This is a genomic window from Streptomyces sp. NPDC037100 (genome assembly GCF_055606225.1).
Genome location: NZ_JBVJSX010000009.1, coordinates 1 through 23,644 on the forward strand (window position 1 = coordinate 1; position 23,644 = coordinate 23,644).

A 23,644-nucleotide genomic window follows, 5' to 3' on the forward strand; every position below is an offset into this window, starting at 1 on the left:
CCCCCACCACAAACCCTTTTTCAACAAAGAAAAACCTTGTCTGGAGGGAGAGGTTGGGGAGCTTGCGTTTGGGGGTTGGGTGGTTGTGGGGGCCCTTTTTTTTTTTGGGGGTGGGGGTGCCCCCCCCCCCCACCACCGCAGGTCTGAGGTGGCTCGACCTGGCTGGTTGAGAAGCTCCGTTCAGATCTTGAGACGCCCGTCATCGGTCTCGCGCGCCGGGTTCACCCGTCGGAGGTGGCGGATGCGCCACGGCGCCCCGAGCCCGCCTCGGAGGTCTTCACGTTCGATCAGTGGCCGACGCCGAAGTCGTAGGACCCCGAACCGACCTCGAAGACGGCGGCCCCGCCCTCCATCCGGAGGAACCGGACGCCCTCGGCCTTGTCGGCGGGTCGGCCGCCCTCGGTCACGGCCTGGCGCGAGCCTGCCGGTACGTGAACCTCGGCGACGGTGTTGACCGGCACCGTCACCTTCAGGTGGAAGGCGCCGTCGCGGGTGCTCCACCGCGACGACAGCGGGCCGTAGACCGTCCGCAGCACCCCGGAGCCCCTGGTCAGGTTTCCACCCGGGGCCGGTGCGATCCGGGCGCGCTTGTAGCCGGGTTCGATGGCGGAGAGGCCGCCGATGTTCCGGAACATCCAGTCGCCCACGGCGCCGTACGCGTAGTGGTTGAAGGAGTTCATGTCCACCGGTCCGAACTCGCCGTCGGGCATGATCGAGTTCCAGCGTTCCCACATGGTGGTAGCGCCGTTGACGACCTCGTAGCCCCAGGACGGGTAGTCCTTGTGCAGGAGCATCTTGTAGGCCAGGTCGTGCCGGCCGATCCTGCTCAAGGCGGGCAGCAACAACGGTGTGCCGATGAAGCCGGTCCGCAGGTGGTGGTCGGACCGGGCCAGTTTGGCCACGAACTTCTCGCCTGCCTTCTCGACCAGTGCCGGGTCCGAGACGAGGTCCATGCCGAGGGCCAGGGCGTACCCGGTCTGCGAGTTGCCCTTCACGGTGCCGTCGGCCGCGACGTAGGCCTCGGTGAACGCGGCGCGGATGTCGGCGGAGAGCTTGCCGTAGTCGGCCGCCGCCGTTTCGTCGCCCAGGGCCTTGGCCACCTCCGCCATCATGCGGGCGTCCTCGGCGTAGTAGGCCGTGCCCAGGACGCCCTGCTCGGTCGGGTCGTCCAGATGCAGCCAGTCATTGGTGAAGAACGTGGTACGGCCGGGCTCGAGAAGGTCCGCTCCGGCGCTGGTGCGCACGAACTGGAAGAACTTCCGCATGGCCGGGTAGTTGTCCCGCAGGATGCGGGTGTCGCCGTAGGAGCGCCACACGTGGTACGGCACGGTGATCATCACGTCGGACCAGCCGACACCGCTGTCGCTGAACTGGCTCTGGGGTGTCGGCACGACCGCCGGCAGATCGCCGTTCGCGTACTGGGAGTTGCGTACGTCCGCCATCCAGTGGGACAGGAACGCGCGGGTGTCGACGAGGTAGTTGGCCGTCGGGGCGAACAGGCTGATGTCTCCCGTCCAGCCCAGGCGCTCGTCGCGGGCGGGGGTGTCGGTGGGGATGGAGAGGAAGTTGCCCCGCTGGCTCCACGAGATGTTGCTCACCAGCTGGTTGAGCATGCTGTCGGAGGTCGCCAGCGTGCCGGTGGAGGGGAGGTCGGAGCCCCAGACCACGCCCTTGACGTCGGAGAGCGCTGGAGGGGAGTCCACTCCGGTTATCTCGATGTAGCGGAATCCGTGCTGGGTGAAGGTGGGTTCGTAGGTGATCGTGCCGGACTCTGCGAAGACGTAGCGGTCAGTGACCTTGGCGCTGCGGAAGTTGTCGGTGTAGAGGGTGCCGTTCTTGTCGAGTACCTCCGCATAGCGGATCTTGACGGTCTGGCCGGGGGAGCCGGTCAGGGTCAGCCGGGACACGCCGACCATGTTCTGGCCGAGGTCGTACACGTAGGTCCCGGCTGTGGGCCGGGTCATCTTCCGGGCCTCGAGCACCTGCGTGCGGCGTACCGGCTCGTCGCTCTGCGGCACCAGGAGGGCGCTTCGGGACTCCACCGTTGCGGCGGGCTCCCACCGGCTGTCGTCGAAGCCCGTCCCGCTCCAGCCCGACGGCACCAGACGGGCGTCGTAGGTCTCGCCGTCCTGCAGATCCGCCTTCGTGAAGGGCCCGTCCGCCGTCTTCCACGAACCGTCCGTGGTGAGCCACTGATCCGTGCCGTCGGTGTAAGTGACGTGCAGCTTCGCGACGAGCGCAGGTGCGTCGCCGTACTGGCGGCTCCAGCCGAGCCCGACCTTGCCGGCCCACCAGCCGTCCGCCAGTGCAGCGCCGATCGCGTTCCCGCCGCTCCGCAGCAGCTTCGTCACGTCGTAGGTCTGGGACTGGATGCGCCGGTGGTAGTTCGTCCAGCCCGGGGCGAGCACCTGGTCGCCGACGGGCCTGCCGTTGATCTCCAGCTGATACACGCCGAGTGCGGACGCGTAAACCCGTGCGGAGGCGATCTTCTTGCCCGGCCTGGTCGGGAAATGCTTGCGCAGCAACGGCTGCGGTCGTGGCGTGGGTTCGTAGACGGCGTCGGTGGTGCCGGACACCACGAGGGCGGAGTCGGCGATCTCGCCGCCGGTGAACGGGTTGCGTCCGGAGGCGAAGTCGGTGTCGAGCAGGGTGCTGCCGTCGGCTGCGGTCACGACGGCGTCGTAGACGCTTCCCCGTTCGCCGCAGCAGGCATGGGTGCGGAAGCCGATGTAGCCCTTGGCGAAGGTGGAGTCCGTGAAGGTGTTGACGAGCGTGCCGTCGAGGGTCGTCCTGATCGTGTCGCCCGCCACGTCGTAGCGCACGGTGTGGCGGCCGTCGAGGAGCTCCTCCTTGGAGAAACCGAAGGGCGCGAGATCCACTTCCCGCGCGACGCTGTAGTTGCCCTTCACCTGCTCGTGCAGTCGCAGCATCGGGGTCGAGCCCGTGACGCTGAACTGCCACATGTACCCGTTGCTCGCGTCGGAAGCACGCAGGAACATGCCGAAGGCGGCGCTGTCGAGCTTGAACTCGACCGTGGCGGCATAGTCGGTCCAGCGGTCCAGCTCACTCGGAGCCTTGGGACGAGTGATCCACTGGGCGCCCTCCCAGTCGTCGGGAGCGAGCAGACCCGTCTCGAAGTGCGCCTCGCTCCACCGGCTCACGGTTCCCTTGTCGTCCCAAGCCCGAACGCGCCAGTAGTACCGTGTGGCCGGCTTCAGCTCCGGACCGCGGTACGGGACATCGACCTGACGGTCGGACTCCACCTTGCCGGACCGCCACACATCAAAAGCTCCCGGCGTCCGGCCCACTTGGACCTCGTAGGCCGTCTGTGAGGTCCCCCGCCGGGCCGAGGCGGCCTGCCAGCCGAACGTCGGGGCTTCGCCGCCGATGCCCAGCGGGTCGGTACGGCCGTTGGTGCTCAGGCCCTTCACCGCGAACGACGCCTTCGACACCGATGCGGCGGGGACCATGGGGGCGGGCAGGGCGGCCATGCTGCCGAGTACGGCGATGACGACGAAGCCTGTCAGGAGTCCGGTCATGAGCGGGCGCCTACAGAGCATGTTCTCTCCCGCATTGAATCGTTTCAGTCCCTGGTGTTGCCCGGGACGTTATTGGTGTGACGGGGGACACGTCAATAAGCGCGCACGGAAACGACCTGACCTTCACGCCGGAACCCGCGCGATCGAGCGCCTTCATACGGGGCCCGGCCGGCCGTGCCGTTGAAGCGCATCGTCGCCACCGCACGGAACCGAACGCCGACGAACTCCTCGTAAGGGGTGTGTGCAGGGGCTGTCGGAGGGCGGAACGTCAGGCTGGAACGGTCATCGGGGCGTGACCGCCACGGCCTCCGGGGCCCGCTCGTCGGCGCGATGGAACCGGGCGGGCCCCGGAGGGAGGGCGTGTCCCAGGCGGCGGTGCAGGCGGTGCCGTTCAGGCTGAAGGCGGAGGGCTTGGTGAAGGTTCCGCTGGAGGTGCCCTGGAACCCGAAGGTCGCCTGGCCGCCGGCCTTCAGATCGCCGTTGTGGCTGACGTTGCTCGCGGTGACCGCCCCTGACGACCCGGGCAGGTTCGCGTTCCAGGCGTTGGTGATCCGCTGTCCGGAGGGGAGGGTGAACGCGAGCTTCCAGCCGTTGACGGGGAGGCGCCGGAGGAATCAGGAGGCGCAGGTCAGGCCGGGGGGAACCGTAATCGGCTTCCGCGCCCTCCCGGCGGTGGGCGGGCCCGCGTCAGGTCGAGTCGCGGACCACCAGCTCCGTACGGAGGATGACGTGACGCCAGGCGACGGCGCCCTCCTCCATCTCCTCCAGGAGCAGTCGGATCATGGCCCGTCCGGCTTCCTCGATCGGCTGGCGCACCGTGGTCAGGCGGGGTTCGGTCCGCAGGCCCAGCGGAAAGTCGTCGAAGCCGATCACGGCGACATCCTCGGGCACCCGGCGCCCGGCCGCGCGCAGGGCCTCCAAGGCCCCGGCGGCCGTGGTGTCCGACGCGGCGAGGACGCCGTCGATGTCCGGGTGCCGTTCGAGGAGCTCGGCCATGGCGCGGCGCCCGCTCTCCGCCGTGAAGTCGCTCTGGGCGACACGGGTCCGCTCGACCTTCAGGCCCGCCAGCGTCAAGGCCTCCTCATAGCCTCGCAGCCGGGAGCGGGCGGCGTGCAGGTCGAGCGGCCCGGTGATGGTGGCGATGACCCTGCGGCCCCGTTGCACGAGGTGGGAGACGGCACTGCGCGCACCGCCGACGTTGTCCATGTCGACGTAACTGACGTACTCGTCGCCGGAGCGGCGCCCCAGCAGCACGGTCGGCAACCGGGCCTCGGCCAGCATGTCAGGCAGCGGATCGCCGGCGTGCACGGACATCAGCAGGACGCCGTCGACCCGGCCGCCGCGCGCGTACTCGAGGAAGCGCTGCCGTTCGGCGTCCGAGCGGACCAGGGTCAGCATGAGCTGCATTCCGGTGTCGGTCAGGGCGTCCCCGAGCGAGGTGACGATCTCGGAGAAGAAGGGCTCGGCGAACTGGCGCCAGTCCGGTTCCGTCATGACCAGGGCGACCGCGTCGGCGCGCCGCCCGGCCAGGGAGCGGGCCGCGAGATTGGGTACGTAACCGAGTTCGTCGATGGCCCGCTGCACGGCCCGACGCGTCGACTCCTTCACGCCGTCGGCGTTGTTGATGACGCGGGAGACCGTGCCTCGTCCCACCCGCGCGCGGGCAGCCACTTCCTCCAGCGTCGGTGCCCCCGGGCGCCGTCTGCCCATGCCACCTCCCCCAAGAGATCACCGATCTTACCGGCCGGAGGGGATCGCGCACACGACTTCACCAGGGGCATCGTCACGGACGGTCGTCCTGTCCCCAGAGGTTGGGAGCGCTCCCGAACCGAGTGAGGGCCAGGGCGCGTTGGAGACCGACAGCTCGACCACCTCCCATGGTTTCGGTGACCTGTGGAGAGAGCCGGGCGGCCCCTGGGGGTGCCGACAGCGCCGATACCTGCGGAACCGGGCGCGGCCGGCGCCGTCGGACACCGGGACTCCGGCGGCGTGGTCTTCGCCCATCCGACGGGCCGCACTCAGCCGCGTACGGCCGTCTCCAGCGGGAACCGTGTCCCCGTCAGCTCCTCCGACACCGTCCACAGCCGCTTCGCCGCCTCCGGGTCGCTCGCCGCCGCGCTCCGGCCGACCAGGGTGGGCGCACCGCGCATCTCCTGGAAGCCGTCGGGGCCGACGTAGCTCGCGCCGGGGAGGTCCTGCGTCGCCGCGTACAGGGTGGGCAGCGCGCCCGCCTTGTCGTCCTGGGCCATGAACCGGTGGCCGATGAACTTCATGAGGAGCCGGGACAGCGGGCTCGCCACGTGGCTCCCGAGGTTGGTGGCGGCGTACCCGGGGTGGGCGGCGGTGGCGCGGACCGGGGAGCCCGCCTCCGTGAGGCGGCGCTGGAGCTCCAGGGTGAAAAGGAGGTTCGCGAGCTTCGACTGGGCGTAGGCGCCGGTGGGGCTGTAGTTCGCCGTCCGGTTCAGGTCGGCGAAGTCGATCACTCCGGTGCCGAAGCGGTGCATACCCGAGGCGACGGTGACGACCCGGTCGGTGATGTGCGGCAGCAGCAGGTTGGTCAGGGCGAAGTGCCCCAGGTGGTTCGTGCCGAACTGCATCTCGAAGCCGTCCCTCGTGCGCTGCTCCGGCAGCATCATCACACCGGCGTTGTTCAGCAGCAGATGCAGTTCGCCCCGCCAGTCCGCCGCGAACTCCCGTACGGAGGACAGGTCCGCCAGATCGAGGCGGCGGACCTCCGTGCTGCCGTGCACGGTGGCCGCCGCCGCGCGGCCGCGCTCCGGATCCCGTACGGCGAAGACGACATGCGCGCCCGCGCGGGCCAGCGCCTCCGCCGCCTTGAGGCCGATACCGCTGTTGGCTCCGGTGACCACGGCCGTGCGGCCCGTGAGGTCAGGGAGGTCGGTCGCGTTCCACTTGTCAGTAGCCATGACCTCAATGTAGACACCGACAACAATGCTGTCAATGACAACAATGCTGGCGCCGTCTACATCCGCATACGATGGGGCCATGCCGTCCGAGAAGTCCGAGAGCCGCGAGACCCGCCCCTACCACCACGGAGACCTCCGCACCGCCCTGCTCGCGAGTGCCGAGCGCACCCTGCGGGAGAAGGGGGCCGGGGCCCTGTCCCTGCGGGAACTGGCCCGGGACATCGGCGTCAGCCACGCCGCCCCGGGGCGGCACTTCAAGGACAAGCAGGCCCTGCTCAACGCCCTGGCGCTCGCCGGCTACGAGCGGCTGACCCGGGTCCTGACCGCCGGCGACGACCCCGCCCTCCCGCTGGAACCGCGGCTCGTCGCCTTCGCCCGGGGCTACCTCGGCTTCGCCACCGAGAACGCCGAGCTCCTGGAGCTCATGTTCGCCCGCAAGCACGACCCCGACGCCTCCGAGGAGATGGCCGCCGCCGTCGACCGTACGGTGGAGGCGCTGGAGCGGATCATCGCGCACGCCCAGAAGCGCGGGGAGATCATCGAGGGGGACCCCACCCACCTCACTCTCGTCGTGGGCGCCACTCTCCAGGGCACCGCCACCCTCGCCGCCAACGACCGGCTCGACGCGCAGGCCACTCTCGACGGCGTCCCCCAACTGGTGCACCTGATGCTGCACGGACTCAAGCCCAGGTGACCCTCCGGCAGTTGTGCGCGACGCGTGTGCTGGTCACTGGGAGAAGCCGACCGCACCGCACCGGCTCACTCCCGCGCGGGTCCGGCGCACGTTCGGAACCTCCGCCGGCACATGCCTTGCCCCGCCAGAGCACCAAAACCGCAGCGGCCCGGACCCGGGCGACCGCCCGGCGCTCCAAGCACGTCGCGGCAGGGTTCGACTCCGGACTCGGCCTGCTGATCGGCACCTCCCGCAACGGCTGGAGCGGCGCGGCCCGGCCCACCGGTCCCGGATCGCGCATGCAGGACCGTGGGGGGGGGGGGGGGGTTTTTTTTTCTCCTCCGGGGGGGGGAAGGGGGGGGGGGGAGCGGAGAGGGGGACGGAGGGGGGGGGGGGTTTGTTGGGCGCGGGAGGAGGGTGCTCCTTGTCCATTCGCGCGGGGACCGGGAAGGGGGCCCGGGGCCGTGTTTTTCTTTTCCGCCCCCCCCCCCACGCCGGCTCCACACCCGAGCCGGACTCCTGTCACGCCGTCAGCGCCGCAGTGTCAGCAGACCCGGACGGTAGGGCAGCAGGCCGTAGTCGCCGCCGGAGTTGGGGCTGCGCCCCTGGTAGAGCAGCTGCAGATTGCAGGGATCGACGGTCATGGTCTGGTCGGGACCGGTGCGGATCAGTTCGCCGTGGCTGATGTCGTTGGTCCAGGTGGCGCCACTGTTGGCCTTGCCGGCGAAGGGATTGCTCTCGGTCGCGGCCTGGGGTGTCCATGAGCCGTTCAGACTGGTGGCCGTGAACGAGCGGAAGTAGCGTCCCTGCGCGCCGATCGCCTCGACGATCATGAGGTAGCGGTTCTGGCCCTGGAGCTTGTAGACCTGCGGGGCCTCGAACAGGTTGTTCGTCGTATCGCTCATGACCACGGTCGAGGTCGTGCCGAAGCTGCCCGGGAAGTTCCCGATCGGCATACTGGCCCGGTAGATCTTGCCGTTGTCACCGGCGAAGAACAGGTACATGTTCGTCCCGTCACCGATGAGTGTCTGGTCGATGGGTCCCGTTCCGGAGCCGGAGATGCTTCCGGAGAAGAGCACCTGCTGGGACGACCAGCCGTTCGGGTTGGTGGGGTCGCTCGACGTCCGGTAGGAGAAGGCGGTCCCGCCCCACTGGTAGGCGAGCACCCAGATGTTCTTCGGTGCGAAGTAGAAGAGCGTGGGTGCGACGGTGGAGGCCGACATCGTGTTCTGGCCGGCCGAGGCCATCTCCGACCAGTTGGTGAACAGGCCGAAGTTCATCGAACCCCACTTCGTCCCCGTGTCGTGCGTCGTCGCATAGACGAGATGCCTGCCGTTGTAGGGGACGACGGTGAAGTCCTTGAGCGAGACCCACCCCGGCTTGGGCTGCGCCAGTGCGCCCGTCGATGTCCAGCGGTAGGTCGACGGAAGATCGCACGGGCCGGAACTGCCGCCGCCGACCTTGACGAGCTGCCACTGCTGATTGGCGCCACCCCAGTCGTCGTACTGGACGACGTTCGCGTTGTCGGCGGTGGCGGCGCCTTGGACTTCGAGGGCCTTGTTGCTGTGGCGCGCGATGAGCCTCACGTAGCCGTCCGGGCTGTCGGCCAGCCGCCACTGCTGATTGGTGCCGTTCAGGTCGGCCCACTGGACGATCGAGCCGCCGTTCGCGGTGGACTGCTGGTGGACGTCCAGCACCTTGCCCGAGTGGCGGGACTTGATGCGGTAGTAGCCGCCGCCGGAATCGACGAACTGCCACTGCTGCTGGCTTTGATCGTTCCTGCTCCACTGGGTGATACGGGCGCCGTCATCGGTCGCCATGTTGTAGACGTCCAGGGCTTTACCGCTGTTGCGGTTGACCAGCACATACGAGGCATTGGGGTCTACGGTCGCCGCGCCGGCGGGCTGGGCACCGAGGAAGGTGGCCACGAGCAGCAAGGGCGCAAGCACCGCGAGTAAGCGTCTTGGGCGGACCGGGAGTGGGGGGCGAAACCGCATCAGAGGGCGCTCCTTTGGGGAGGGGCGGGGGCGAGGTGACCCCGGGGAACCGCAGAGCGGACTGCCGGGAGGGAGGGGGCATCGAAACGTTCGAAGAATTCCCGGAAGCTTCGACGCCACAAGCTAGGAATGCGGGGCCATCTGGTCAAGGCCTGCCGCAGATCTGTCCACAAACAGCGCCTCAAGGCCTCCGACGGAGGCGCCGGAGGCTCGCCGTCCGTCTCGTCGGCGTTCCAGAAAGTTTCGGGCGGCAAACCGAAACTTCTTCTGCGGGGAGTATTGACGTGCCATCGTCAACACCTCAATCATCCCTGTCTGAGAACCCGGCCCTGGTTCGACATGTCGAACCACGGCGATCGAGCCTGCGCCACCCCGTCACGTTCCGGTGAGGTTCGCACCAGCGCCTCCTGGCTCTTCACGTACTCGGAGAGCTGTGCGACGCCGCGAGGCGGTCTTCCCGGCCGAGCCGCGATGGAGTGCCCTCATGTCTGTGCCGAAACACCGCCGCCGTCCGCCGAGCGTCACGCAACGCGGCCGACCGGCGCCCTCCGTGCTGGGTGAGATCGTCCCGGCCTCATGACCGCGGTGGCCGGTGTTTCCGGGCGCCCGGGTTTTGGCTCGCCCCGTCCGTCTGCGAGTGCGAGCGGACGACGCTTTCCCTGCGCTTCAGCCCTTCCGTGATGTCTACCCTGGAGGCACAGTCATGGGCTCGTACGCCCTTCCCAGACCGGTTGTCCGCCGGACGTTCCGCAGTCTGCTGTTGGCGCTGTTGGCCGGCGTCCTCGGTGTGGTCGCCGCACTGGTCGCGCCGCCGAGCGCACAGGCGGCCGAGAACACCCTCGGCGCCGCGGCCGCGCAGAGTGGCCGCTACTTCGGCACCGCCATCGCCTCGGGCAGGCTGGGCGACTCCGCGTACACGACGATCGCGGGCCGTGAGTTCAACTCGGTGACGGCCGAGAACGAGATGAAGATCGACGCCACCGAGCCACAGCGCGGCCAGTTCAACTTCACCGCCGCCGACCGCGTCTACAACTGGGCGGTGCAGAACGGCAAGCAGGTGCGCGGTCACACCCTGGCCTGGCACTCCCAGCAGCCCGGCTGGATGCAGAGCCTCAGCGGCAGCGCGCTGCGCCAGGCGATGATCAACCACATCAACGGCGTGATGGCCCACTACAAGGGCAGGATCGCCCAGTGGGACGTCGTGAACGAGGCCTTCGCCGACGGCAGTTCGGGAGCCCGGCGCGACTCCAATCTGCAGCGCACCGGCAACGACTGGATCGAGGTCGCCTTCCGGACCGCGCGTGCCGCCGACCCGGCAGCCAAGCTCTGCTACAACGACTACAACGTCGAGAACTGGACCTGGGCCAAGACCCAGGCCATGTACGCCATGGTGCGGGACTTCAAGCAGCGCGGCGTGCCGATCGACTGCGTCGGCTTCCAGTCGCACTTCAACAACGACAGCCCCTACAACAGCAACTTCCGCACCACCCTGCAGAACTTCGCCGCCCTCGGGGTCGACGTCGCCATCACCGAACTCGACATCCAGGGCGCCTCGGCCACCACCTACGCCAACGTGACCAACGACTGCCTGGCCGTCCCGCGCTGCCTCGGCATCACCGTCTGGGGTGTGCGCGACAGCGACTCCTGGCGACCGGAGCACACGCCGCTGCTGTTCAATCGCGACGGCAGCAAGAAGCCCGCCTACACCGCCGTCCTCAACGCACTCAACGGCGGTACCTCCACGCCCCCTCCGGGCGGCGGAACGATCAAGGGAGTCGGTTCGGGCCGCTGCCTGGACGTGCCCGGTACCAGTACCGCGGACGGCACCCAGCTCCACCTGTGGGACTGCCACAACGGCACCAACCAGCAGTGGACACACACCGCCGCCGGCGAGCTCAGGGTCTACGGCGACAAGTGCCTGGACGCCGCCGGCACCGGCAACGGCGCCAAAGTCCAGATCTACAGCTGCTGGGGCGGTGACAACCAGAAATGGCGCCTCAACTCCGACGGCTCCATCGTCGGGGTCCAGTCCGGCCTCTGCCTCGACGCCGTCTCAGGAGGCACCGCCAACGGCACCCTGATCCAGCTCTACACCTGCTCGAACGGCAGCAACCAACGCTGGACCCGCACCTGAGGGGACCTGTCACAGACGAAAGGGTGAATCGATGAAGACCGACGGTGCGGTTCCTCCCGCCCCTTCACGCATACATCGCTGGTGGTCCCGGGTAGCCGCCGTGGTGGCGGCCACCCTGGCGATCGGCATGCTCGCCGCGGTGCATCCGGCGCCCGCCGAGGCGGCGACGGTGGACACCAATGCCTGGTACGTCCTGGTCAATCGCAACAGCGGCAAGGCGCTGGACGTCTCCGGCTCATCCACCGCCGACGGCGCACGGGTCGGCCAGTGGACGCGCAACGACGGAACCAACCAGCAGTGGCAGTTCGTGGACTCCGGCGGCGGCTTCTACCGCCTCAAGGCCCGGCATTCGGGCAAGGTTCTCGACGTGGCCGGCGCCTCGACCGCGGACGGTGCCGCGATCCAGCAGTGGGCCGACCACAACGGGACCAACCAGCAGTTCCGCCTGGCCGACTCCGACGCGGGCCACGTCCGGCTGATCAACCGCACCAGCAGCAAGGCGGTGGAGGTGCAGGGCGCCTCCACCGCCGACGGCGGCAACGTCGTGCAGTACTCCGACTGGGGCGGCGCCAACCAGCAATGGCAGATGATCAAGCTGTCGTCCGGTGGCGGTGGCGGTGGCGGTGGCGGCGGATGCGGCAGCGCCCCGGCCCTGGCGAGCGGTACGCACACGATTCAGAGCGGCGGTAAGAGCCGCAGCTTCATCCTCAGGGTTCCGGCCAACTACGACAACAACCACCGCTACCGGTTGATCTTCGCGTTCCACTGGCGGGGCGGAACCGCCGGCGACGTCGCCTCGGGCGGCACGAGCGGGAACGCCTGGTCCTACTACGGCCAGCAGGAACAGTCGAACAACACCGCGATCCTCGTCGCCCCCCAAGGCCTCGGCAACGGCTGGGCCAATGCGGGCGATGAGGACATCACCTTCGTCGACGACATGATCCGGCGCATCGAGAGCGGCCTGTGTGTCAACCCGGCACAGCGTTTCGCCACGGGATTCAGCTGGGGCGGCGGCATGAGCTACGCAGTCGCGTGCAGCCGGGCGAACGTCTTCAGGGCCGTCGCGGTCATCTCCGGCGCTCAGATCAGCGGGTGCAGTGGCGGCGCCCAGCCCATCGCCTACTTCGGCATCCACGGCATCAGCGACTCCGTCCTCAACATCGCGCAAGGGCGGTCCCTGCGCGACAGGTTCGTCAGCAACAACGGCTGCACCCGCCAGAGCCCGCGCGAGCCCGCTCCGGGCAGCCGAACGCACATCACCACCACCTACTCGGGCTGCCGTGACGGGTACCCGGTCCAATGGGCCGCGTTCGACGGAGGCCACATACCCGGTCCGGTCGACGGCTCCCCCAACGAAAGCGGCGTCACCACCTGGACCAAGACAGAGATCTGGAGGTTCTTCGCACAGTTCCAGTGACCGTCCCGCACCAAGGGTGGAGCCAGGACGATCCTGGCTCCACTCCGTCGACGCCCGTCCCGGCTCGAAGGTCGCACAGGCCCGTCCGCCGAACGAGGGCGACGGTGACTGTGTCGCCGCGTCGAGTGCTACGGCGAGGTGGGCCGGTGCGGGGAGCGGAGCACGAGCAGAGTGATCTCGCTGGGGGCGAAGACGCGGAACGGCGGGCCCCAGAAGCCGGTGCCGCGGCTGGTGTAGAGGAGGGTGCGGGGGCCGTGGTGGCTGAGGCCGGCGAGGGCGGGCTGGTCGATGCGCACGAGGTGGTGGAACGGCCAGATCTGGCCGCCGTGGGTGTGGCCGGAGAGCTGGAGGTCGATGCCGGCGGCTGCTGCTCGGTCGATGAACTTGGGCTGGTGTGCCAAGAGCAGGACGGGGAGGTCGGGGTCGGCGCCGTTCAAGGCTCCGGCGAGGTGCGCGCGGTGGCCTGCCAGGCCTGAGGACTCGGCGGTGACGTCGTCCACGCCGGCGACCACGAGGGTGTCACCTCCGCGTTCGAGCAACAGATGGCGGTTGCGCAGCGGCTCCCAGCCCAGCTCGTCCATCAGGTCGACCCAGCCCTGGGCCTCGCTGTAGTACTCGTGGTTGCCGGTGACGTACACACGGGCCCGGGTGGCCCGCACGGTTGCGAGTGGGGCGGCCTGGCCGCGGCGGCGTTCGGCCGTGCCGTCCGCGATGTCGCCGGTATGGCAGACCAGGTCGGCTTCCAGTGTGTTCACCGTCTCGCACACCCTCGCCGACCAGCGGGCGCGATCGAGCGGGCCGTAGTGGGTGTCGGTGATGAGGACGACGCGGATGCCGTCCAGTCCGGCACCCAGTCGTGAAAGTCGTACATCGAGTCGGCGCACCCGTGGCACGCGGCGGGCCTCGGTGTACCCCCAGGCGAGCAGCGCGGCGGTTACGCCGAGGACGGCCCAGGTGACGATTCGGGCCCGGTCCTGACTCTCGCCGACGCCGGCCACGGTCAGGGCGAGTCCCAAGAGGGCGCCGAGCAGAACGGACCAGGTGAACAGAACCCAGCTCGTCCCCAGCAGGGTGTCACCGATGATCGCCGCCCGGTCGTGCTGACGCCGGCCGTGGCCGCGCACCATCGCGAGCGGCATGCCTGCGAGGCCGAGGACGAACAGGGCGGTTCCGGCCAGCGTGACGGGCAGCGGCCAGTGCTGGCCGGTGTACAGGAGCACCCAGCAGGGCACGCTCCACAGAAGCACGGGGGCGATCAGGGGGAGGTAACGCATCAGACGGTGCAGTCGGCTGGGCCGCGGAGCTCGCGCTTCGCTGTCGGCGGGTCGGGCGTTGCTGCTGTCCGGCACGCTTCCCCTCTCTGGCCAGGCTGCCGTCTCGCGCACTGTATCCGGTCGCCCTCGGGAAGGCCGGACCGGCGTTCATGAGCGCCGCCCAATGGGGCGAGGGGCCCTCTGCGGGAGGGCAGGACTTGGTCCGGACACCTCCCGCGAGGTCAGCCGTGATCAGGGCGGTACTGCCCCGGCTCGGCGCGACCGCCGCCCGAGCGCGCCGGCGGGACGATGGCCTGAGAAAGACGCCGCCCGGGGCGTCGCAAGGAAGAGGCGTCAGGGCGGACACGCCTCGACCGGGCTCAAGGCCGACGCGTGGTCGAGTGCGACCCTCACCTCGCCCATCGTCGTCTTGAGGACCACCGTGCCCGCGTCCAGGCGTACCACCGAGCCGCAGACGGAGCCGGAAGGCGAGTCGACACGGATCGCGGGACCCTTGTCCGGCGGCCCGTACCAGGTCGTTGCGACAGCGGTGACGAGCAGTCCGACGCACAGGAGTGTGAGGGCGATGCCGCGTCTGAGTGCGGCTGCTGCGGAGCGGGCCTCCAGGTGATCGGCGACCGGGCGGCTCTCCACCGCGCTCATGGGTACGACGGCGGGCCGGCCGTGTGCCGCCCGCACCAGCAGGAGCGCCCCCGCAAGACCCGCGAGGAGCGCAAGCAGGAGCAGCACGCCGACTGTGACGGCCCAGGGCTCGGCAAGCTGGCCCACGTCGCTCCGGCCACGGACCAGGCTGAATCCGATGAGCCCCGCCAGCAGCGCACCCAGCGCGTTGCGCCAGGCCATGGCGGTCTCGCGCACCCGGGGCAGTTCCGCGTCCAGCAGACGCCGGCGCTCCTGCGCGGCGCGCAGGTCTGCGGGTGCGGCGCCGTCGCCGGGTGCGACAGCCGGCATCAGGCGTCACCGCTGGAGATCCGCAGCACCCAGTAGGCTCCGCACCCCTTGCGTCCCTCCGGCCGGTCGGGGTGATGCTCTTCGCACTCACACACCACCGGCTCGTCACGGACATCCGGCGCCGGACGTCGCGGGGAGGGCCGGAACAGGGCGAGCAGGCCGTCCAGCCCTCGGAAGACCATGTGCGGCAGCGGCACTTCCAACGGTGCGGCGCACCGCGGACAGGGACCGCTCAGCACGAGCAGGTCGGGACCGGCCTTTCGGAGGGTGAAGGTTTCCGCGGCCCGCTCGGCGTAGGCGGGATCCGTGGCCTCGGCGTAGGGGGCGGGTTCATGGTGTGCGACGGTCAAGGCATTCCTCTTCTCTGCGGCGTGTGCGACCGGTTCCGGTGTGTACGGTCGCCGGGGTCACGGACCTGTGTGCGTGAAGGGAATCCAGGCACTGGCGGGGAGACCGGCGTCCTCACGGAGTCGCAGCAGCGCGGTGTGCAGGGCGTGGGCCGCCTTCTCGGGATGCAGGACTCCCTCGGAGACGAGTTCCCGGTACACGAGCCGGGCGACGTCCGCTGCCGCGTCGTCGGCGATTGACCACAGCGCGGCGATGACGTGCCGGTAGCCGGTGTAGTGCAGGACCGCGGACATCGTGAGGGCCTCGTCCGGCATCCTGGGGCTGCCCACCGCGCTCTTGCAGGCGGACAGGAAGACGAACTCACCGCCATGGCTGAATGCGCTGAGGTCACCGACCGTGAGGGTCTTGTCGAAGAGGGTCAGGCCTCCTGCCAGCGGATCCAGGACGTTCTGATCACCGTGACAGCTGAACTGTGTCCAACGGTGCTTCGGCAGTCCGGACTTCACTGCGTCCCATGTCGCGTCCGCGTTCTCGAGCAGGGTCAGCCGGTCGGGGAGCAGAGACGTGAGCACGTCGATGTCCTGCCGTACCGCCTGGAGCGGTTCCTGCCCCGGGGTCTGTGACATGGCGACCAGGAGCATTCTCCCGTCCGAGGCGTGGTCGGATGCCTCGGGTGCTCTGAGCCTGGCTTCCAGCAGGGCTCGCAGGGTGGGCGTGTAGGAGGACACCACCCGGTCGACGACGGTCCGCCGGGGGCCGTCGCGGGGGTCGGCGTGGTGACCGGCCGCGTGGAGAGGCAGGAGCGTCAAGGCCCCCGTCGGGCACCACCACATGCGCGGCCAGGCCTCGCCCTCGGGTGTGTTCACGAACCCGAGGGCGGCGAGGACGGGTTCGGCGATGCGGTCCCACAACCACTCCAGCACGGAAGCGAGTACCGCCTCGCGTTCCGTCTGGGCGTGGTGCAGCTCGTTTCGGGCGGTGGTGTAGGCGGTGATGGCGGCCCAGCCGTGGTTGCCGCTGTCGAAGGCTTCGCGGGCCCGGAGCATGGCGTCCGTGGCGAGTTCCACGTCGAGCAGTGAGCCGAGATACCTGTTGGCCTGCTCGATCAGCTCCTTCTCCGTGACGGTCGGCAGCGGCCTGACGCGCAACTGCCCCTCGGTGAGGATCAGTGCATCGCAGCGCAGCGAGGAGATGTTGACCAGGACGACGGGGCCTTCGTCCCCCAGGGAGAGCAGCCGGTCGATACCGAGCGGCTGGAGGAAATCCGTGAACCCGTCGATCTGCCGGACCTGTTCGACCAGGTCGTCCCATTCCCGGGCCAGCGCGGAACGGTCCGGTGGGGCCGCATCCCCTGGAGGCCGCCCGGGAGACGGAACGGATGACGGCTGGGCCGGCGCGTCGAGAAGCATGCGGAGGTGATCGAGCCGGGCCGCGAGGTCGGGTGCGGTCTCTCGCAGCGCACCGAGGTCGGCCCGTGTGTCCAGGAGGCGGGACCACATCACGCCGCGTCCCTGCTCGGCCAGTTCCACCGCGCGTGCCGGGCTTTCGGACTGCAGAGCACAGGACGCGGCGAAGCGCGCTTGGCCGGTGAAGCGTTCCAGACGGTGCCGGCTGTCCGCCTGCTCCGCTCCACGCCACGCGAGCAGGGAGAGCAGACCGACCGCTGTCCCGGCGGCACGCACCGCGGTCGGCCAGTCCTCGCGTTCGGCGGCCAGGGAACACCACCTGGCCGCGGCGTCGATGCGGCAGGAGGCGGCCGCGGAACCCATCCGGGCGGCCTCGCTCAGCACGTCCGCCGCCTCTGCCGCGTCCTCGGGCGTGTGCGTGACCGCGTACCGTTTGCCCAGCGCGGCTCCGAGGCTGGCCAGGTACTGGGCGCGTTCCGGGTGATCTGCCGGGCCGAGTCGGGTCGACCGTCTCAGATGCCGTACGGCCTCGTCGAGGTCGGGCATCCGCTCGTTCCGCTCGTAACGGGTGGCGAGAGCGGCACCCAGATTGTGCAGGTGGACACTCGCTGTGGGGTGTCCCGGCGGAGTGGTGCGCACGGCTTCACGCAAGGCTGCCAGGGCCGCTTCGAGATCGCCCTGTCCACCGTTCCTGTCGAAACGTGTCGCCAGCGCCCCGCCGAGATTGGACAGCAGGCGCGGGCGTTCCGGGTTCGATGCGGAGGCGGCCGCGACGGCCTCCTGGTCGTACGCGATCGCCCTGCTGATGTCCTCTTCGTCGAAGGTGCGAAGGAACCGCGTGCGCAGCACCAGGGCGAGGTTGCTGAGGTAGCCGATCCGGTGTGGGTGGTCCTCGGGCATGGCCGTCACGGCAAGCGTCCCCGCCTGCACCGCTTCGTCCAGATCGGCGAGACGGCCGCTGTGCTCGTGGCGGACTTGCAGGGCGTGGCAGAGATTCGACAGATAGGGGGCGCGCTGGAGGGGGTCGGGAGCCGCGCCGACGGCCTGCCGCAGACGGTCGACGGCGTCGTCGACGTCACGGGAACCGCCGATGCGCATGAAGCGTCCGAGGTGGGCGCTTCCAAGGTTGTTCAGGTCCTCGTGCGCGTCGCGCGTCGCGCCCTTGCTGCGGTTGTCGTCGATGGCCCGGCTGAGCGTGGCGATGGCCCGGTCGAGATCCGCCACGTCCCCGCTTCGCCGGGACCGCTGCGCGAGGGCCGCGCCCAACGCGGCCGAGTCGCCCGCGGAGTCGAAGAGTCCGATCGCTTCGTCGACGTCGTCCATGACCTGCAGGTGGTCGAACCTTTTCGCCAGGGCGATGCCGAGTGCGGACTTCGCCGCGGGCAGGCGCGGGTGGTGGGCCGCGGTGGCAGCGAGGTTCGCACGCTGCGCGGCGATCGCCTCGTCGATGTCGTCCGACGTCCCCAACCGCTCGAATCGCGCCGTCAGGGCCTTGGAATGGGCCGACATGTGCAGATGCCGGTTCGGGTGACTGAAGTCGGCACAGGCCAGGGCGCGCCGGGCTGATTCGACAGCACGGTCGATGTCCTCGAGCAGCCCACGCCGCTCGAAGCGGTCGACGAGCGTGGTGGCGAGATTGGAGAGGTAGTCGGGGTGGTCCGGATGGCTCGGAGGCGTCACCTCCACGGCGCGGCCGACCAGCCGGACCGCTTCGTCCAGGTCCGCGGCGCACCCGGAGGACCTGGCTCGCGCCGCGAGGGCCGAGGAATGGTTCGACAGGCGGATCGCGTCGTCCGGGGAGAGTTCGACGGCATGTGCGAGGAGGTCGATGGCCGCCGCCAGATCCGCCGGGTCCCGTCTCCGGCTGTGGCGTACCCGTAGTGCCGCCCCCAGGTTCGCCTCCACCAGAACAGACCAGTCCGGTCCAGCCGCCCCCGCCTCACGAAGAAGCTCGATGGCCTCGTCCAGCGCTCCCTCGTCATCGGAGGCCAAACTGTGCGTGAGCAGGGCCTCGGCCCGCGCGGAGAGCAACTGGGGATTACGGTCGCCCGCTTCGGGCGGCGCGAAGAGCGGGCGTAATTCGTACGGCAGCCATTCGACGTCGACCGAGGCCAGCCGGCCGAACATTTCCAGCGCCACCTGGAAGTCGGTGCCGCCCTCGTCGTCCCCCCGCAACTGCCACCGGATCCAGTGGACCCAGGCCACCGTCGCTGCCACTTCGTCGGGCGGTCCCTCGGCCGACAGGCTTGTCGTCCGGACGAGATGCGCCGCCGCGGCGACCGCGTCGGGGGCCAGTACGCCGGAGGGGTCACCGCGGGTGAAGAACGCGAGAAGGCGCTGCTTCACCATGAGGTGCAGCCGTTCCGGGGATACCTCGAACATGTCCATGTTGCTCCGCACATCGCGCCGATCCAGGACAGCGGACTCTTCGCACCACGCACTGCTTCCTCGTCGCCCGGAACACCCCGCCCATCCTGGGACCATACGAACACCCCTCCCCTTCTCTTCCCAACTGCGCGATTCAGACGCCAAATTGATGTCTTCTGCCGCATACCGAACATGTCCCGCTCGGATCGGTTGATCAGGGGGTGCAGGGCCCCGGCATGCAGAAGAGGGCTGAAATCGCCGGCGGGGCGGCGAAGCCGGTCCGCTCCTGCCCCGGATGTCGGTAGGCGGCGGAGCCGCGCTGGGTGTCGAGGCGGGGCCCTGTGCACAGGCAGTCCGGCTGTCGTTCCTCGGCTGATCGGCGCCGCCGTGGGAGGACCGGGCGGCTTGCCCGTGCTAGCGTTGCCTGTTTGCAGCGTCGCTGTGTCGGTGTTCCGTTCGGTATCCCTGACTGGTGACCGCGTCCCCGCCGCGCCTTCCTCGGTACGGTCCCCTTCGGAGGAAGGCTTTCTGTGAGCGAATCAGCACGTGCCGATGACCGGCGGCAGGACGGTGGGCCCGGGGCGGCGGGCGCTGCACCGGCGCTGCCCACGGTGGCGTCCTTCGCAGAGCTGGGGCTGCCTGCCGAGATTCTGCGGGTGCTCGACGAGCACGATGTGACTGTTCCCTTTCCCATCCAGGCCGCTGCACTGCCGAACGCGCTCGCGGGAAGGGACGTCCTGGGCCGGGGCCGCACGGGATCCGGCAAGACGCTCACCTTCGGCCTGGGGGTGCTCGCCCGGACGGCCGGGCGGCGCGCGCAGCCCAAAGAGCCGCTGGCGCTCGTTCTGGTCCCTACCAGGGAGCTGGCGCAGCAGGTAGGTGAGGCGCTCACCCCGTACGCCGAGGCGCTGCGGCTGCGGCTCGCGACCGTGGTGGGTGGGGTGTCCATCGGAGGGCAGGCCGCCGCGCTGCGGGACGGCGCCGAGATCGTCGTCGCCACGCCCGGTCGGCTGCACGACCTCATCGAGCGCAAGGCCTGCCGACTGGGACGAGTGCGCATCGTGGTCCTGGACGAGGCCGACCAGATGTGTGACATGGGGTTCCTGCCGCAGGTCACCGAGATCCTGGACCAGGTGCGTTCCGACGGGCAGCGGATGCTGTTCTCCGCCACCCTCGACCGGGACGTCGATCAGTTGGTGCAGCGCTACCTGCGCGACCCCGCCGTCCACTCCGTGGACCCCTCGTCCAGCGCGGTGTCCGCGATCGAGCACCACGTCTTCGTCGTGCACGGCCCGGACCGGTACGCCGTGACCACGGAGATCGCCGCCCGGGACGGCCGGGTCCTGCTGTTCCTGGACACCAAGCACGGCGTCGACCAGCTCACGCGGCATCTGCGGGCCAACGGCGTGGCCGCCGCCGCCCTGCACAGCGGGAAGTCCCAGCCGCAGCGCACCCGGACCCTGGCCCAGTTCAGGAACGGGCAGGTCACCTCGCTGGTGGCGACGAACGTCGCCGCACGCGGCCTGCACGTCGACGACCTCGACCTCGTGGTCAACGTCGACCCGGCCACGGACCCGAAGGACTATCTGCACCGCGCGGGCCGCACGGCCCGGGCCGGGCGCTTCGGCACCGTCGTGACACTCGTCCTGCCGGGACAGCGCCGTGAGACGAGCCAGGTCATGGCGGACGCCGGCGTCGCTCCCAAGGTCATCAAGGTGCGGTCCGGCGAGGCGGAGCTGAGCCGGATCACCGGCGCCAAGGCCCCCTCCGGAGAGCGCCTCGACGGCGGGCCGGCCGTATCGCGGCCCAAGAACCACAACGCCCCGTTCCGCGGCCTGGGCAGCACCAAGGACGCGAAGAGCGGATCCGGTGGCAGGTCGTCCCGCAAGAGCAGCGAGGCCCGCAAGCTCGCGGAGGCCCGCAAGGCGGCCCGGGTGCGGCGCGGCGGCTGAGCCCGGCCACCCGGGCCGGCGGCGTCTCCGTCCATGCTGCCGGACGGAGACGCGGGACCGGACATCGGCCTGGGTCCCGACGTGTAGGCGCCTGGACGGCCCACCGCGTACATCCCCCGGCCCACGCCGGGGGATGTACGCGGTGGGCCGGGGGATGTACCCCGGCCCACGCCGGCCGAACTGATCGAGCGTCGAGGACTGATGAACAAGGACCGGACATGTTCCTGTCCGGCACTGCATGTTGGTGGGACCCGAGCGCCGCGTGATCCGAGATGCGTACCCAACCTTGAGCCCCTATTCAACATTTGATGCTTCACCCGAGCTTGTCCGGGTGCCAATGTCAACTTGCCTCTTCGTGCCGCTCAACCATCATGGATATGAGGGGCACAACAGCCTTCCCGAGTCCTCCAGAACATGACTTCCCGCCGAAGTCGCTGTCGACGGTTGGTCGAATCCGACCACGTCGCAGGGGTCGTGCCCGGCCTTCGTCCGGCCAACAGTGCCGCGACCGAACGCCCCACCGGCGAGGCGACGTTGCCGGTGAGCGTCACCGCCCCGCACGAAGACTGCGTACGGCCGAACACGCCGGTGCGGGCCAGGCCCGGCGCTTCTCGGGTGCTGTCTCGCACACGAAGGGATGTGCCGGCATGGCCACCAGAACCACGAACACGAAGAAGACCACCTCGAAGACCCCGAAACCGCAGGCCGCGTCGAGGTCCGCTGCGAAGACCGCCTCGGCGAAGAGGGGATCGTCCTCCGAAAGTGACCTCATCTCGTCGCTGAGGCAGTACATCCGCGTTCGGGGCCCGCACCTGCTGGAGGATCCGAACATCACGTCGGTGGGCGTCGGCCGTAAGGTCACCGGCGATCAGCCGGGCGGCGAAGTGGCATTGCAGTTCACCGTGGCGACCAAGGCCGAGCCGGAGGAGCTGGAAGCCCTGGGCACCTCGCCGATCCCGCCCAGCATCACCGTCGACGGAGTCGAGGTGCCCACCGATGTCATCGAGCGCACCTACAAGCCGAGCTTCCACATGGTGGCCGAGGTCGAGAGCCCGCTGCGCAAGACCCGGCTGGATCCCATCCGGCCCGGGGCCAGCGTCGGTGCGGTGACGGTGTCGGCCGGAACCATCGGATGCATCGTGTTCGACCGGGCCGACGGCACACCGTACGTGCTCAGCAACTGGCATGTGCTGCACGGCGCATTCGGCGAACTCGGGGTCGAGGTCGTGCAGCCCGGCACACGGGACGACAACCGCATCGACCGCAACCGGATGGGCGTGCTCAAGCGCTCCCATCTCGGCGTGGCCGGCGACTGCGCGGTGGCGACCATCAACGACCGCGGGTCCCTCCCGGAGATCCTCGAACTGGACGTGGCCCCCCGGACCCTGGGGGAGCCCGAACTCGGCGACAAGGTGGTCAAGAGCGGCCGGTCCACCGGGGTCACCCATGGCATCGTGCGCCGCGTCGACACCGTAGCCAAGATCGACTACGGCGGGGTGACGGGCCTGCAGACCATCGGGTGCTTCGAGATCGGCCCGGACCCCGATCATCCGTCGGCGGGCGGTGAGGTCAGCAGCGGCGGTGACTCCGGCTCGGTGTGGATGTTCAAGGACGGCGACGAGCACGTGAGCACGGTGCTCGCCGGCCTGCACTTCGCCGGCGAGGGCACCGGCGACCCGGACGAGCACGCCCTGGCCTGCCTGTCGACCTCGGTGTTCGAGAAGCTCGACATCACCCTCAGCCAGCCGGGGCCGGAGCAGCTGGAGATCATCGCCGGCTACGACCCGGACTTCCTCGGCGAACGGGTCGAGACCCCGGCACTCGACACCGAGCTCGCGCGCGACGCCGTGCTCCTGGACGGATCACCGGTCATCCCGTACACGCATTTCTCCCTCACCCTGAGCGAGAAGCGGCGCTTCCCGTTCTGGGTCGCCTGGAACGTCGACGGCGGCTCGCTGAAGAAGCTCAGCCGCAGCGACATCCCCTTCGTCAAGGACCTGCGGCTGCCCGGCACGGCGCAGGTCGGCAACGAGCTGTACCAGGCCAACCGGCTCGACCGGGGCCACATCGCCCGCCGCGCCGACCTGCTCTGGGGCAGTCTGCCGGAGGCGCGCAAGGCCAACACCGACTCGTTCTTCTACACCAACATCACACCGCAGATGGACGACTTCAACCAGAGCGCCAGGGACGGGGTGTGGGGCGCGCTGGAGGACGCTGTCTTCGCCGACGTCGACGTCGACGACCTCAGGATCAGCGTCTTCGGCGGACCGGTGTTCCAGGACGACGACCGGGTTTACCGTGGCGTGCGCATACCCCGGGAGTTCTACAAGGTCATCGCCTTCACCGAGAACGGCGAACTGAAAGCCAGGGCGTTTCTGCTCACCCAGAACCTGGACCAGCTCGAATCGCTGGAACTGGACGAGTTCCGGGTCTTCCAGGTCACGCTCGGCGAAGTCGAGGACCGCACCCGGGTGCGCTTCCCCGCCGCCCTCCACAAGGGCGACACCCTGCATGTGCCCGAGGCGGCGGCGGATCGCTCGCCGCTGCGGTCCACGTCCGACATCCAATGGGGCTGAATCTGCCGGCGGTTCCACGGCGCTCGGGGACTGGATCCGGGGCCCTGGGCGCCGTCCATGGAACAGGCCGTCGAGTCCGGCTC

The 23,644-nt window shown here is 69.6% G+C and carries 13 protein-coding genes and 1 pseudogene; 5 read left to right on the plus strand and 9 right to left on the minus strand.

Annotated elements, in window-relative coordinates:
* Window positions 1-287 precede the first annotated feature (287 nt).
* From ACZ7EG_RS26945 to ACZ7EG_RS26960, 4 genes and pseudogenes are all read right to left on the minus strand, one after another.
* Window positions 288-3,539, minus strand: coding sequence for a family 78 glycoside hydrolase catalytic domain (locus tag ACZ7EG_RS26945; protein ID WP_471084001.1), 3,252 nt, complete (start codon window positions 3,537-3,539; stop codon window positions 288-290).
* A gap of 368 nt (window positions 3,540-3,907) precedes the next feature.
* Window positions 3,908-4,138: pseudogene (locus tag ACZ7EG_RS26950) on the minus strand (cellulose binding domain-containing protein); the annotation flags it as partial.
* 88 nt (window positions 4,139-4,226) lie between these two features.
* Window positions 4,227-5,249, minus strand: a complete 1,023-nt coding sequence (locus ACZ7EG_RS26955; RefSeq protein WP_471084004.1) for a LacI family DNA-binding transcriptional regulator — start codon at window positions 5,247-5,249, stop codon at window positions 4,227-4,229.
* A gap of 308 nt (window positions 5,250-5,557) precedes the next feature.
* Complete coding sequence (locus ACZ7EG_RS26960) at window positions 5,558-6,466, minus strand: oxidoreductase (RefSeq protein WP_471084006.1); 909 nt, start codon at window positions 6,464-6,466, stop codon at window positions 5,558-5,560.
* A gap of 79 nt (window positions 6,467-6,545) precedes the next feature.
* On the opposite strand from ACZ7EG_RS26960, the gene ACZ7EG_RS26965 reads away from it, so the two are divergent.
* The gene (locus ACZ7EG_RS26965) at window positions 6,546-7,160 is read left to right on the plus strand and encodes a TetR/AcrR family transcriptional regulator (RefSeq protein WP_471084009.1); all 615 of its coding nucleotides are present in this window, start codon (window positions 6,546-6,548) and stop codon (window positions 7,158-7,160) included.
* A 509-nt stretch (window positions 7,161-7,669) separates the two neighbouring features.
* On the opposite strand, the gene ACZ7EG_RS26970 is transcribed toward ACZ7EG_RS26965, so the two are convergent.
* On the minus strand, window positions 7,670-9,136 hold the full coding sequence (locus tag ACZ7EG_RS26970) for a non-reducing end alpha-L-arabinofuranosidase family hydrolase (RefSeq protein ID WP_471084012.1): 1,467 nt from the start codon (window positions 9,134-9,136) through the stop codon (window positions 7,670-7,672).
* Between the two features lie 703 nt (window positions 9,137-9,839).
* Here ACZ7EG_RS26970 and ACZ7EG_RS26975 point away from each other — a divergent pair.
* Both ACZ7EG_RS26975 and ACZ7EG_RS26980 read left to right on the plus strand, forming a co-directional pair.
* Window positions 9,840-11,270 (plus strand): endo-1,4-beta-xylanase, encoded by a 1,431-nt coding sequence (locus ACZ7EG_RS26975; RefSeq protein ID WP_471084015.1) that lies wholly within the window; start codon window positions 9,840-9,842, stop codon window positions 11,268-11,270.
* A 100-nt stretch (window positions 11,271-11,370) separates the two neighbouring features.
* Window positions 11,371-12,687, plus strand: a complete 1,317-nt coding sequence (locus tag ACZ7EG_RS26980; protein ID WP_471084018.1) for an RICIN domain-containing protein — start codon at window positions 11,371-11,373, stop codon at window positions 12,685-12,687.
* A gap of 128 nt (window positions 12,688-12,815) precedes the next feature.
* Here the strand turns inward: ACZ7EG_RS26980 and ACZ7EG_RS26985 are convergent, their stop codons facing one another.
* The 4 genes from ACZ7EG_RS26985 to ACZ7EG_RS27000 form a co-directional block, all read right to left on the minus strand.
* Window positions 12,816-14,036: a metallophosphoesterase gene (locus tag ACZ7EG_RS26985; RefSeq protein ID WP_471084021.1), complete on the minus strand. Its 1,221-nt coding sequence runs from the start codon at window positions 14,034-14,036 to the stop codon at window positions 12,816-12,818.
* A 258-nt stretch (window positions 14,037-14,294) separates the two neighbouring features.
* Entirely contained in the window at window positions 14,295-14,912 is a 618-nt protein-coding gene (locus tag ACZ7EG_RS26990; protein ID WP_471084024.1) for a hypothetical protein, read from the minus strand.
* A complete protein-coding gene (locus ACZ7EG_RS26995; RefSeq protein ID WP_471084027.1) occupies window positions 14,912-15,262 on the minus strand; it encodes a hypothetical protein in 351 nt (116 codons plus the stop codon). The genes ACZ7EG_RS26990 and ACZ7EG_RS26995 overlap by 1 nt, the downstream gene beginning before the upstream one ends.
* Before the next feature lie 57 nt (window positions 15,263-15,319).
* Complete coding sequence (locus ACZ7EG_RS27000) at window positions 15,320-19,048, minus strand: CHAT domain-containing protein (RefSeq protein WP_471084030.1); 3,729 nt, start codon at window positions 19,046-19,048, stop codon at window positions 15,320-15,322.
* A 515-nt stretch (window positions 19,049-19,563) separates the two neighbouring features.
* On the opposite strand from ACZ7EG_RS27000, the gene ACZ7EG_RS27005 reads away from it, so the two are divergent.
* Window positions 19,564-20,985, plus strand: a complete 1,422-nt coding sequence (locus ACZ7EG_RS27005; protein ID WP_471084033.1) for a DEAD/DEAH box helicase — start codon at window positions 19,564-19,566, stop codon at window positions 20,983-20,985.
* Window positions 20,986-21,632: 647 nt separating this feature from the next.
* On the plus strand, window positions 21,633-23,561 hold the full coding sequence (locus tag ACZ7EG_RS27010) for a DNA/RNA non-specific endonuclease (protein WP_471084036.1): 1,929 nt from the start codon (window positions 21,633-21,635) through the stop codon (window positions 23,559-23,561).
* Window positions 23,562-23,644 lie beyond the last annotated feature (83 nt).

Excerpts from the sequence above, each read along its gene's own strand:
- ACZ7EG_RS26945 (WP_471084001.1), bottom strand. The coding sequence starts at position 3,539 with ATGACCGGACTCCTGACAGGCTTCGTCGTCATCGCCGTACTCGGCAGC.
- ACZ7EG_RS26955 (WP_471084004.1), bottom strand. The coding sequence starts at position 5,249 with ATGGGCAGACGGCGCCCGGGGGCACCGACGCTGGAGGAAGTGGCTGCC.
- ACZ7EG_RS26960 (WP_471084006.1), bottom strand. The coding sequence starts at position 6,466 with ATGGCTACTGACAAGTGGAACGCGACCGACCTCCCTGACCTCACGGGC.
- ACZ7EG_RS26965 (WP_471084009.1), top strand. The coding sequence starts at position 6,546 with ATGCCGTCCGAGAAGTCCGAGAGCCGCGAGACCCGCCCCTACCACCAC.
- ACZ7EG_RS26970 (WP_471084012.1), bottom strand. The coding sequence starts at position 9,136 with ATGCGGTTTCGCCCCCCACTCCCGGTCCGCCCAAGACGCTTACTCGCG.
- ACZ7EG_RS26975 (WP_471084015.1), top strand. The coding sequence starts at position 9,840 with ATGGGCTCGTACGCCCTTCCCAGACCGGTTGTCCGCCGGACGTTCCGC.
- ACZ7EG_RS26990 (WP_471084024.1), bottom strand. The coding sequence starts at position 14,912 with ATGCCGGCTGTCGCACCCGGCGACGGCGCCGCACCCGCAGACCTGCGC.
- ACZ7EG_RS27000 (WP_471084030.1), bottom strand. The coding sequence starts at position 19,048 with ATGTTCGAGGTATCCCCGGAACGGCTGCACCTCATGGTGAAGCAGCGC.
- ACZ7EG_RS27010 (WP_471084036.1), top strand. The coding sequence starts at position 21,633 with ATGGCCACCAGAACCACGAACACGAAGAAGACCACCTCGAAGACCCCG.